The sequence below is a fragment of the Streptomyces sp. YPW6 genome (assembly GCF_018866325.1).
Lineage (GTDB): Bacteria > Actinomycetota > Actinomycetes > Streptomycetales > Streptomycetaceae > Streptomyces.
The window spans coordinates 481,493-493,248 of the sequence record NZ_CP076457.1; the positions used below are offsets into that span (position 1 = coordinate 481,493).

An 11,756-nucleotide genomic window follows, 5' to 3' on the forward strand; every position below is an offset into this window, starting at 1 on the left:
GTGAGTGATGCGCGGCTTGTTCCCGTACCGCAGTACATGCAGACGACCGAACCCCACGTACGGGTGGGGGCTTATGCGCTGGGTGTGCTCGGGAGCGCCGACACCTTCCGCTTCGAGGAGCATCTGGCGCTCTGCCCCGGGTGCCGGCTGCGGGCCGGGGAGTTCGCCGGGGTGCGGGACGGTCTGGCGGTGGTGGGGGCGCCGGTGGTCCCGGGGCCGGGGTTCGTGGAGCGCCTGACGGACGCGGTGGCGGCGGGGCGGCGCAGGGCGGCCCGGCGGCGGCTCGCCCTGGTGGCGGCCGCGGTGGTGCTGTCGGTGGGCGGCCCGGTGGCAGTGGCCGGCCTGCCGGGCGGTCCGGTGGAGGGGGCGGGCCCGCAGCGGTGGTCCGGGACGGACGCGTCGTCGGGGGTGGCCGCCGTGGTGACGGCGGCGGGACGCGAGTGGGGGACGGCGGTCGCGCTGGAGGTGGCGCGCCTTCCGGTGGTGGGGGTGTGCGCGCTGGTCGCGGTGGGCCGGGACGGCAGCGAGGAGACGGTGGGGAGCTGGTCGGCCGGGGGTGTGCAGGGCGGTCCGGTGGAGGTGTCGGGCGGCGCGGCGCTGCGGCCGGAGGGCATCGACCACTTCGAGGTGCGCACGGCGGACGGGCGGCGGCTGGTGACGGTGACGCGGTGACGCCGCTACTTGAGGAACTTCGAGAGTCTGCGGTCGGCCAGCGGCTTCCCGCCCGTCTGGCAGGTGGGGCAGTACTGGAGCGAGGAGTCGCTGAAGGAGACCTCCAGGATGGTGTCCCCGCAGACCGGGCAGGCCTCGCCGGTACGCCCGTGGACGCGCATCCCGGTCTTCTTCTCCGCCTTGAGCTTTCCCGCCTCCATCCCGCTGGAGCGGTCCACGGCGTCCCGCAGGGTGGTACGCAGGGCCGTGTACAGCCGGGTGACGTCGTCCTCGGTCAGGTCGGCGGTCCGTTTGAACGGGGACATCTTCGCCACGTGCAGGATCTCGTCGCTGTAGGCGTTGCCGATGCCCGCGATCAGGGACTGGTCGCGCAGCGCGCCCTTGATCTGGCGGCGCTCCCCGGCGAGCAGTGCGGCGAACGCGTCGCGGTCGAAGGTGCCGGCGAGGGGGTCGGGGCCGAGTCCGGCGATGCGGGGGACGTGTGCGGGGTCGTGGACGAGGTGGACCGACAGGCTCTTCTTGGTGCCCATCTCCGTCAGGTCGAAGCCGTCGCCGTCCGTGGTCACCAGGCGCAGGGCGAGCGGCCCCTTGCCGGGCCGGGGCGGGGCGGCGGGGAAGGAGTCCTTCCAGCGGAGCCAGCCGGCCCGGGCAAGGTGGGTGCACAGGTGGAGTCCGCCCGCCTCGATGTCGAGGAACTTGCCGTGCCGGGCGACCGAGGTGACCCTCGTGCCCTCCAGAGCCGTCAGCGGCGGGTCGTACGTCTTCAGGACGCTGATCGCCAGGGGGAGCACCCGGGCGATCTCCTTGCCGGCCAGATGGTCGTCGAGGAAGGCCCGCAGGGCTTCGACTTCGGGCAGTTCGGGCATGGCTCCAGCCTGCCGCAGCCGGTGCGTCGCCGCCTGTCAGGAGACCGGTTGGCGGTCCGTGCCGGTGACGAGGGCGTACAGCTCCGTGAACTCGTCCTCGACCGCTGCGGCGAGCCGGTCCAGGTCGGGCAGTGCCTTGCCGTCGGCCACCAGGCCCACGTGCACCCGGCCGCCGTGGGTGGACAGGGCGACCGCCAGGGACTGGCCGCGGGCCAGGGGCGCCATCGGGTAGAGGGCGGTCAGCGGGCAGCCGCCCAGCGAGAGCGCGGAGCGCGGCAGCGGCACGCTGGTGACCAGGACGTCGAAGAGCACACGGGCGGCGCCCGCCGCCAGCGGTGCACCGAACCGGTGTGCCAGCGGGGGCAGTTGGTCGGCGAGCACGGCGACGGCTCCGGCGCCCCTGAGAGGGCCCGCCGCCTTGTTGCGGTCCATCGCGGTCCGCACCGCCCCGAGCCGCCGGCGCGGGTCGTCGCAGGTGACCGGCAGGGGCAGCAGGTAGGCGGAGAGCCGGTTGCCGGAAGCGGCGGCTCCGCCGGGCCGGCGCCGGGACACGGGCACCAGGGCGCGCGGGTCGGCGGCGGGCAGGGCCTCGCCCCGCCCGGCCATCCAGCGGCGCAACGCCCCGGCGACGACGGCCAGGAGGACGTCGTTGGCCGTGCCGCCCTCGGCGCGGCGCATCCGCTGGAGGTCTCCGGCGTCGAGGTCGGCGGTGGCCAGGCGCCGGGTGCCGCTGGAGGGTGCGGTGAGGGCGGAGGGACCCCGCAGGTCGAGGCGGCCGGCACGGACGACGGAGGCCCCGACGCCGAGCGCCCGGCCGACCTCGCCGATCCGTCCGAGCGCCATGCCCGCCATCTCGCGTGGGTCGGGCAGCCAGGAGCGGGGCGGGACGGCGGTGCGGCCCCGGGCGGTGGTACGGGCGGCGGTGACGGCGGCGATCTCGTCGAAGATCCCGGCGCCGATGGCGACCGCCCGCATCCCGTCGGCCAGGGCGTGGTGCAGCTTGACCAGGACGGCGAAGGGGCCGCCGTCCGCACCGCAGATCAGGTACATCCGCCAGGGCGGCAGCCCGCGCCCGAGCGGCCGCTCCATCAGTTCACCGGCCAGCCGGGTGGCCCCCGCCATGAAGTCGCCGTCGGCCACGGCGACCCGCTCGACGTGCCGGTGCACGTCGAAGTCCTTGTCCACCGTCCAGGCCTTGCCGCCGACCGGCAGCAGGACGTCCCGTACGCACATGCGCAGCCGGGGAATGGCGGCGGCGCGGGTCCCGAGCAGGTCGAGGATCCGCTGGGGCCCGGCGCCGGGCGCCGAGGCGAAGACGGCGAGCGCGCCCAGATGCATCGGATGGGCGTCCGATTCGAGGTGCCAGAAAGCGAGATCAAGGGGGGCCAGAAGCTCGGTACCCAACGGGGGCCTCATGTCGTCGAAGCGGCGGGGCCGGAGTGCGGAGGCCCCTCGCAGTCAATCGCTTGCGGTCGGTCACGGTCAAGCATGGACATGTTACGTACTGTTACGCCTGTGCGTCGGTCACGTCCGCACGGGAGGTCCGGTCCGGCCCTCACCGGGTCGGGATGAGGAACTCGCACCACACGCATTTGCCGCTGCCCCGCGACTCCACCCCCCAGACGTCGGCCAGCCGGTCGACCAGCATCAGGCCGCGCCCCGACACCCCCTCCTCCCCCGCGTCACGGCGGCGGGGCAGGGCGCTGGAGCGGTCCTCGACGTCGACGCGCAGCCGTCGCTCCGTTCCGGCGAGCACGCGGATCGTCACGATGGCGCCGCCGTCGGTGTGCATGAGCGCGTTGGTGATCAGCTCGTCGGCCGCGAGCTCGATCTCGTCGGCCCGGTCCTTCGCTCCCCAGGCCCGGACCGCGGCCCGGATCATGTGCCGGGACGAGCTCAGCGCCTCGGGGTCGTTCTGGGCCACGTGCTGCTGGAGCCGGCCGCCCGGCTGCGGGGCGTGCGCGGCCCGGCGGCGCAGCAGCAGCACCGCGACGTCGTCCTGGCCGCCGCGCCCGTCGACCGCTTCGCAGAGCTGGTCGGCGAGCTTCTGGAGGTCCTGGGGGCCGTTGGCGACGAGGGAGGTGAGCCGCTGCATCCCCTCGTCGAGGTCGGAGCCCGGCAGTTCGACGAGGCCGTCGGTGAAGAGGATCATCGTCTGGCCGGGGTCCAGTTCGACCGTGGAGACCGGGTACTCCAGCCGGCCGAACTCCGCCGAGAGGCCGAGCGGCAGTCCGCCCTCGGCCACCACGCGGCGGCAGCTGCCGTCGACATCCCGCACCACCGGGTCCACATGCCCGGCCCGGACGACCTGCACGACCCCGGTGGTGAGGTCGGCCTCGGCGTAGGTGCAGGTGGCGAAGCGGTCGGTGTCCAGTTCGTGCAGGAAGACGGAGGCGCGTGCCATGACCGTGGCGGGGCTGTGCCCCTCGGCGGCGTACGCGCGCAGCACGATCCTGAGCTGCCCCATGACGGCCGCGGCGTGGGTGTCGTGCCCCTGGACGTCCCCGATGACGGCGCCGACCCTCCCGCCGGGCAGCGGGATCAGGTCGTACCAGTCGCCGCCGATGTCGCGGCCGAGGCGGGCCGAGCGGTAGCGGACGGCGACCTGCGCCCCGGGCACGGAGGGGATCCGGCGCGGCAGCATGGCCTGCTGGAGGCCCTCGGCGAGGTCGTGCTCCTGTTCGTAGAGCATCGCGCGCTGGAGGCTCTGGGCGATCGACGTGCCGAGCGCCATCAGCAGATTGCGCTCGTCGGCGGTGAAGCCGCCCTTGTCCCGGTAGAGCAGGCCGAGCGCACCGATCGGGCGGGCCTGGGCGATCAGCGGCATGTAGGCGGCGGAGGTGATGCCGAGGCGGCTGATGTTGCGCCACAGGATCGGGTAGGAAGCGGCGAAGTCCTCGGCGGACTCGATGAAGCGGGGCGACAGAGTGCGGACCACTTCGCTCATCGGGTACTGCTCGTCCACCCGGGTGTACCGGGTGCCGGGGACGTACGCGCCTTCGGGCCCGTCGGCCACCAGGTGGATGCGGCCGGACTCCAGCAGGCCCATGACGAGACTGGTGGCTCCGAGGTGGGCGAGGCCCTGGGAGTTCTTGAGGACGGCGATGACGTCCTTGACCGTACGGGCGTGGGCCAGGGCGGCCGTGGTGCCCTCGACGAGGCTGGTGCGCTGGCTGCGTTCCTCGTCCAGCTCGCGGCGGGCGGTGGAGTCGGCCAGCTCCTGGGTCGCGTCGCGGACGATCCCGATGATGCGACGCGGGCGCCCGGTCCTGTCGCGGCGGACGAAGCCCTGGGTGTGGGTCCAGCGCAGGGAGCCGTCGCGCCGCTGGATGCGGAAGTACGCGCCGTAGTTGGTGCGCCCGCTCTTGAGGGCGTGCGAGACGAGCGCGTCCAGGCGCTGGGCCTCGTCCGTCGGCACGCGCGGCGACAGCGAGTCCGGCCGGTCGTCGTATTCGTCCGGGGTCAGGTCGAACACGTCCAGGGCGGTGCGGTCCATGTGCATGAGGCCGCTGTCGAGATCCCAGTCGAAGCTGCCCATTCGGTTCAGGGCGAGGCTGAGGTCCGGGTGGGCGGGCCAGTCTTCGGGGAGCGACAGGGCACCCGCTACCCGATCATCCATGTGGGCCACTCTGCCACCATTTTCCCTATTCCTCTTGTCCGATTGCGCTGCTCGAACCTCGACCGGTCAGCCGGCGAACACGTCGCCCAGATCCGCTTCCATGGGCAGGTCCGGCTCCACGGGCCCGTCCGGCTCCTCCGGCTCGGCCGGGAAGACCTGGGTCGGCTCCGGCACCACGTCCGGCTCGCCCTCCTCGTACTCCCACGGCTCTTCGGGCGGCGGGTCGCCGAAGCCGTCGGACGGTTCGCCGGGGCCGGGGTCCGTCGGCGCTTCCGGCTCGGAGGGGGCGGGCCCGGACGGGGTGGAGTCCGGGGGCGGGGGCTCGGAGGGGCGGCCCGGGGACGGGAAGAGCAGGTCGGTGTCGGGCTCGAAGGGCGGCGGGCGGTCCGGAGCCCGGTCGCGGCCGCCGCTGTCACCCATGGCCCGCTCGATCCAGGTGTTGTCGTCGGCGTTGACGATGATCAGGCTCGTGGCCGCCTTCACGCCGGGCTCGACGGCCACGATGCGCCCGGGGTCGTAGCCGGGCCAGCGCTCACCCCGGTGGGCCGCCTTCCCGTCGGCGGCCTCGGGCGGGCCCAGCGGGTTGCCGCAGGCGCAGCGGACCCGGGGCATCCCGCGGCTGTCGACCAGGACGGCGGTGCCCGCCTGGAGCACGGCCTGGAACGCGGTGGCCGATCCGGCGCTGTATCCGTGGTTGGTGACCTGCGTGTCGGCACGCAGGACGACCGGGGTGAGGGACTTCAGATAGCCGGGGATCTGTACGGCCTCGATCCCGGCCGCCTCGGCGAAGGCGTCCGCCTTGTCCTCGTCGTCGGTCAGGAGGGCGGTCTGCCGCTCGACATCGCAGGCGGCGACCGACCGGGTGCCGCCGTAGAGCCCGGGGACGGCGCCGGAGACCGGATGGACCGTCCGGGTGCCGGAGTCCGGTTCGGCGTCCGGTGCGCCGGTGGGGGACGGGGTGGCCGCCGCTCCCGCCGTGGACGCGGTGAACGGCCCGGGGCCGGGCGAGGCGAGCGGCTGGAGCAGGACGTCCTTGGCCTCCGCGGTTCCCGTGGTGCCCTTCGCCGTACGGTCGCCGCCCTCGCCGCAGCCGGCGACGGTGAGCAGCACCCCGGCGGACAGCGCGGCGAGCGCGGTACGCCGGAATCGTCCTGGTGAGCGCACAGAGCTCTCCTGCCTGTCCCGGGGGATAAGGATCGGTGTCACCATCTGTGCCGCACCGGGCACGGACCCGCAAGCGGACGACCGGCCGAAACCCCCCGTCTTGAACGCGTTCAATTGATCCTCTACTCTCGACGCCAGGTGTTGAACACGTTCAAATCAAAGGGGGTGGTCATGTCCGCACTGGTCCATGCCATCGTCATGCTGGGCATGCTCGTCGTCGTGCCGGCGGGGCTGCGGCTGACCGGGCAACGGGAGCTGGAGCGCATCCGCCGGCTCTGGCCTCTCTTCGCCGCGCCGGGCGCACTCGCCCTCTGGCTGCCGCGCGGCGCCACGGCCACGGTCCTCGCCTGCGTCTACGCCGCGGGCACCGTCGCGCTCGCCCTGCACGCCCCGCACGCCTCGCGCCGGGCGACCCGGGGCCGGAGGCTCGACCCGGCCGGGATCGCCCTGCTCACCGCACTGGTCGCCCCGGCCGTCGCCGCGACCGCCCTGGTCGCCGAACGCCGGGGGCACGAGCTGTTCGGATTCGATCTCGGCATCCTGGCGCTGACCGTGCCGCACTTCCACTTCGCCGGATTCGCCGCGGCCCTGGTCGCCGGGCTGGTCTGCCGGGTCTCCGACGGCCCCGCGGGCGGCTTCGCCGCACTGAGCGTGCCGACGGGCACCGCGCTCGTCCTCCTCGGGTACTTCATCGGCGACTGGGCGGAGCTGGCCGGAGCCGTCGTCCTGACCGCCGGCATGTGGACCGTGGGCCTGCTGACCTGGCGCATGGGGCACGAGGAGGGGCGGGACCGGACGACGCGCCTGCTGCTCCTCGCCTCCGCCGCCGTCCTGGTGGCGACGATGCTGCTCGCGCTGAGCTGGGCGCTCGGCGAGGCGACCGGACTCCCCCACCCCAGCCTGACCTGGATGGCCGCCACCCACGGCCTGGGCAACGCGCTGGGCTTCGCACTCTGCTCGCTGCTGGCCTGGCGGCGTATCCGCACCCACGAACCGGCCCGCGCAGCAGCCCTCACCCCCATCGGCACTCCCACCGAAGGCAGGACCGCATGAGCACCCTCACCTACCCGGAGGTCGGCGCGACCCGCCTGGGCCCGCTCCCCCGGGGCTACCACCACCTCCACCACCGCACCCCGGTCGGCCGGGGCGCGGGGGACCTCGCGGCCGCCGGCGCGGCGATCACCGAGTGGCGGATGCACCGCGCGTCGGGCGCCCGGGTGGAGGCTTCGGCCCGGCGTGCGGAGCCCGGCGGAGACGTCCGGATCTCCGCGGGGCTGGGCCCGCTGCGCTTCACCGCCCCGTGCGAGGTGATCTGGGCGGCGTACGGGGAGGACGGCCGCACCGGCTTCGGCTACGGCACCCGGGCCGGGCATCCGGAACGCGGCGAGGAGTGCTTCGTGGTGGAACTCGCGGACGACGGCACGGTGTGGTTCACCGTCCTGGCGTTCTCGCGGCCCGACGCCTGGTACACCCGCCTCGCCGGTCCGCTGGTCCCCGTCGCACAGCACTGGTACGCGCGCAGACTCGGCCGTACGCTCCGCAGGATCGTCGCCGCGGGCTGACAGGCGCCCTCCGCGGCCGAGTGCCCCGGGGCCGGCGACGGGAAGCCCTGAGCCGCCCCCGGGCCGATACTGGCAGGGATGGATTGGTTCACCGCGGACGGCTACTGGCTGAGCCGGCTGATCTTCCAGCGGACTCTCGCCGCGGTCTACCTGGTCGCCTTCCTCTCCGCCGTCCTCCAGTTCCGCGCGCTGATCGGCGAGCGCGGCATGCTGCCCGTCCCCGAACTGCTCCGGCGCACCCCGTGGCGAGCCGCTCCGGGGCTCTTCCGGCTGCACTACTCCGACCGCTTCTTCGCCGCCGTCGCCTGGCTGGGCTGCGCCGTCTCGGCCGCGCTGATCGCGGGGCTCGACGGTCTCCTGCCGCTGTGGGGCGGAATGCTGCTCTGGGCACTGCCGTGGGTGCTGTACCTGTCCATCGTCCAGGTGGGGCAGGTCTGGTACGGATTCGGCTGGGAGTCGCTGCTGCTGGAGACGGGGTTCCTGGCGGTCTTCCTCGGCACCGGCGACACCGCCCCGCCGGTGCTGGTGCTGTGGCTGCTGCGGTGGCTGCTGTTCCGGGTGGAGTTCGGCGCGGGGCTGATCAAGATGCGGGGCGACGCGTGCTGGCGGGAGCTGACGTGCCTGGACTTCCATCACGAGACGCAGCCGATGCCAGGGCCGCTGAGCTGGTTCTTCCACCATCTGCCCCGGCCGGTGCACCGGGCGGAGGCGGCGGCCAACCATGTCACCCAGCTGCTGGTGCCCTTCCTGCTGTTCACCCCGCAGCCGGTGGCGAGCGCGGCGGCCGGGCTGATGGTCCTCACCCAGCTCTGGCTGGTCCTGTCGGGGAACTTCGCCTGGCTGAACTGGCTCACCATCGCGCTGGCGCTCTCGGTGGTCGACTGGACCCCCCTGGCCGGGCCGCCGCCACCTCAGGCAGCGCCGCCCCTCTGGTACGAGGTGGCCGTCATCGCCGTGACCGCCCTGGTGCTGGTGCTCAGCTACCGCCCGGCGCGCAATCTGGTCGCGCGGCGGCAGGCGATGAACCGGTCCTACGATCCCCTGCACCTGGTCAACACCTACGGCGCGTTCGGTTCGATCAGCCGGATGCGGCTGGAGGTCGTGGTGGAGGGCAGCGCGGATCCGGTGGCGCACGAGGGCGCCGAGTGGCGGGAGTACGGCTTCCGCGGCAAACCGGGCGATCCGCGCAGGCTGCCGCGCCTGTTCGCCCCGTACCATCTGCGGCTCGACTGGATGATGTGGTTCGCGGCGCTCTCCCCCGCGTACGCCCGCTCCTGGTTCGGGCCCTTCGTCGAGCGGCTGCTGGCGGGCGACCGGGACACCCTCCGGCTGCTGGGCCGCAACCCGTTCCCCGAGGGGCCGCCCCGCCAGGTGCGCGCCCGGGTGTTCCGCTACCGGTTCACCGGCCTGCGGGAGCTGCGGGCCACCGGATGCTGGTGGCACCGCACCCACGTCCGGGAATTCCTGCGGCCCGTCTCCCGGCCGCTGCCGCCGGAGCGGAAGGGCGGGGGACGGGCCGCGGGACGGGCTGATCGGCGGCCCGCGGCTCAGTCGCCGCGGGCCGCCGGGCGGGCCTCAGTCGATGCCGGGCAGGATGTGCGGCTCGGCGAGGTCGTCCTCGTATCCGGCGAGCCGGATGGGGGCGGACCTGGCCCAGACCTCGATGTTCCGCAGCTTCTCCGGGCGGCCGGGCCGCCCGGAGGTGCGTTCGGCGGGGCGCATTTCGCGTTCGGTAAGTTCCGGTGTCGTCACCGCGCACTCCTCTGTGTCGCGTCACCCAGGGCGTCGCCGACGCTCCGGCACCGATGCCGGAGCGCGACCGCCCCGAGTGGGGCAGGGATGGTGTTGTTCGGTCGCGGTGGCGCCGGTTCGGGGCGGGACAGCGACCGGGTTTCCGACCGTGTCCCAGGACGGTCGGGGAACCTTCGTGGGCCCCTCGATGACGTCCGTTCGCCTCAGCGTAACCAAATGAGCGCCGCCGCGCTCGATAGAACGTGTGCAGTAGGTCACTTTCGGCCATCGGGTACAGCGAAAACCCGGCCCAGGAATCATCCTGGGCCGGGTTTTCGGCTGCCGCGCGGAGACCGTCCGTCCGGTTGGGCCGTTGGGGTTGCCGGGCCGGTGGGGCCGGCCGGACCGCCGGGGTTGCCGGATCGACCGGCCCGTCGGGCCTGCTGGACTACCAGTTCGCCGGGGCGTAGTCCTTGAGGAAGCAGCCGTAGAGGGGCTCGCCGCCCTCACCGCGCACGATCGGGTCGTAGACCCGGGCAGCGCCGTCGACCAGGTCGAGCGGGGCGTGGAAGCCCTCCTCGGCGAGGCGCATCTTGTCCGGGTGCGGTCGCTCGTCGGTGATCCAGCCGGTGTCCACGGCGGTCATCAGGATGCCGTCCTTCTCGAACATCTCCTGCGCGCTGGTGCGCGTCAGCATGTTGAGCGCGGCCTTGGCCATGTTGGTGTGCGGGTGGCCCGCACCCTTGTAGCCACGGCTGAAGACGCCCTCCATCGCCGAGACGTTGACGACGTACGCGTGCTTCGCGGCGGTCGCCGCCATCGCCGGGCGCAGCCGGCTGATGAGGATGAACGGCGCGGTGGAGTTGCAGAGCTGGACTTCGAGGAGCTCGATCGGCTCGACCTCGTCGACCGTCTGGATCCAGCTGTTGGTGTCGTGCAGGTCGGGGACGAGGCCGCCCGCGTCGATCGCGGTGCCAGCGGCGATCCGGGCCGGCGACGCGGAGCCGGTGACCAGGGCGAGGCCGGTGACCTCCTGGGCGCTCAGGCCTTCCTTGCGCGCGCCGGGCAGGGCGGCGACCCGGTCGACCGAACCGCTGTTGAAGGTGCCGATGACCTCGGCGGCGGGCAGCTCGCCCGCGGGCAGCGGCGCCGACTCCGCGCCGACCAGTTCGCTGTAGGCCCCCGGAGAGCGGCGCACGGTCTGGGCGGCGTTGTTGATCAGGATGTCCAGCGGGCCCTCGGCGGCGACGGAGTCGGCCAGCGCGACGACCTGCGCCGGGTCGCGGAGGTCGATGCCGACGATCTTCAGCCGGTGGATCCACTCGCCGCTGTCCTCCATCGCCTTGAAGCGGCGGATCGCGTCGTTGGGGAAGCGGGTGGTGATCGTGGTGTGCGCGCCGTCGCGCAGCAGCCGCAGCGCGATGTACATGCCGATCTTCGCCCGGCCGCCGGTGAGCAGCGCCCGGCGTCCGGTCAGGTCCGTACGGGCGTCGCGGCGGGCACGGTTCTCCTGGGCGCAGGACTGGCACAGCTGGTGGTAGAACGCGTCGACCTCGACGTAGCGCGTCTTGCAGATGTAGCAGGACCTGGGGCGCTGGAGGATGCCCGCGATCTCGGCCTTGGCCGAGGAGGAGGGCAGCACGCCCTGCGTCTCGTCGTCGATGCGGTCGGCCGAGCCGGTCGCCGTGGCCTCGGTGACGGCCCGGTCGTGGGCGGTCTTCGCGGCGCGGCGCTCCTGACGGCGACGCTGCTTCACGGTGCGGTAGATCCCGGCGGTGGCGCGGCGGACGCGGATGGCGTCCGGGTGGTCCACCTCGATCCTGTCGAGCTCGTCGAGCACGCTCAGGCAGACGGCCAGCCGCTCCGGATCGATTCCGGGACCGAACTCCTCGATTCCGGGAGCGAACTCCGGGCTGTCCTCTGTCACCGTCATTGCCGTTCCTCTGTCATCTTCTCGCCGCGGGCCGTGGATCACCGCAGGCCGAAACACCCCGCTCAAGTTTGCCATGCGCGGGCCACTGCTCCGTTCGAGCGGCGTGCGAGGGGCCCGCGCGGACGGCTCGGATCACGACGGCCCGGAGCACCGCCGGAGGAAAGGGAGAAGAAAAGCGGAAGACGGCACGCATGACTTCGCCGGGACCG

8 protein-coding genes and 1 pseudogene are annotated in these 11,756 nt (G+C 73.5%); 4 read left to right on the top strand and 5 right to left on the bottom strand.

What is annotated here, in order from left to right:
- Window positions 1-36: 36 nt before the first annotated feature.
- Complete coding sequence (locus KME66_RS02180) at window positions 37-672, top strand: zf-HC2 domain-containing protein (RefSeq protein WP_216318295.1); 636 nt, start codon at window positions 37-39, stop codon at window positions 670-672.
- A gap of 5 nt (window positions 673-677) precedes the next feature.
- On the opposite strand, the gene KME66_RS02185 is transcribed toward KME66_RS02180, so the two are convergent.
- The 4 genes from KME66_RS02185 to KME66_RS02200 all read right to left on the bottom strand — a co-directional run bounded on the left by KME66_RS02185 (window position 678) and on the right by KME66_RS02200 (window position 6,321).
- Window positions 678-1,538 carry an Fpg/Nei family DNA glycosylase gene (locus tag KME66_RS02185; RefSeq protein ID WP_216318298.1) on the bottom strand — a complete coding sequence of 287 codons (861 nt, stop codon included), beginning with the start codon at window positions 1,536-1,538 and terminating at the stop codon, window positions 678-680.
- 36 nt (window positions 1,539-1,574) lie between these two features.
- The gene (locus KME66_RS02190) at window positions 1,575-2,942 is read right to left on the bottom strand and encodes a wax ester/triacylglycerol synthase family O-acyltransferase (RefSeq protein WP_216318302.1); all 1,368 of its coding nucleotides are present in this window, start codon (window positions 2,940-2,942) and stop codon (window positions 1,575-1,577) included.
- A 151-nt stretch (window positions 2,943-3,093) separates the two neighbouring features.
- The gene (locus KME66_RS02195; protein WP_216318304.1) at window positions 3,094-5,157 is read right to left on the bottom strand and encodes a serine/threonine-protein phosphatase; all 2,064 of its coding nucleotides are present in this window, start codon (window positions 5,155-5,157) and stop codon (window positions 3,094-3,096) included.
- Between the two features lie 66 nt (window positions 5,158-5,223).
- On the bottom strand, window positions 5,224-6,321 hold the full coding sequence (locus tag KME66_RS02200; protein WP_216318307.1) for a DUF6777 domain-containing protein: 1,098 nt from the start codon (window positions 6,319-6,321) through the stop codon (window positions 5,224-5,226).
- A gap of 171 nt (window positions 6,322-6,492) precedes the next feature.
- Between KME66_RS02200 and KME66_RS02205 the strand changes: the two genes are divergently transcribed.
- The 3 genes and pseudogenes from KME66_RS02205 to KME66_RS02215 form a co-directional block, all read left to right on the top strand.
- Window positions 6,493-7,374, top strand: coding sequence for a YndJ family protein (locus KME66_RS02205; protein WP_216318310.1), 882 nt, complete (start codon window positions 6,493-6,495; stop codon window positions 7,372-7,374).
- Window positions 7,371-7,883: a DUF1990 family protein gene (locus tag KME66_RS02210; RefSeq protein ID WP_216318315.1), complete on the top strand. Its 513-nt coding sequence runs from the start codon at window positions 7,371-7,373 to the stop codon at window positions 7,881-7,883. The genes KME66_RS02205 and KME66_RS02210 overlap by 4 nt, the downstream gene beginning before the upstream one ends.
- A 78-nt stretch (window positions 7,884-7,961) precedes the next feature.
- A pseudogene (locus KME66_RS02215) lies at window positions 7,962-9,389 on the top strand (lipase maturation factor family protein); the annotation flags it as partial.
- 673 nt (window positions 9,390-10,062) lie between these two features.
- Here KME66_RS02215 and KME66_RS02220 read toward each other — a convergent pair.
- Window positions 10,063-11,547, bottom strand: a complete 1,485-nt coding sequence (locus KME66_RS02220) for an SDR family NAD(P)-dependent oxidoreductase (protein ID WP_216318317.1) — start codon at window positions 11,545-11,547, stop codon at window positions 10,063-10,065.
- Window positions 11,548-11,756: the final 209 nt, after the last annotated feature.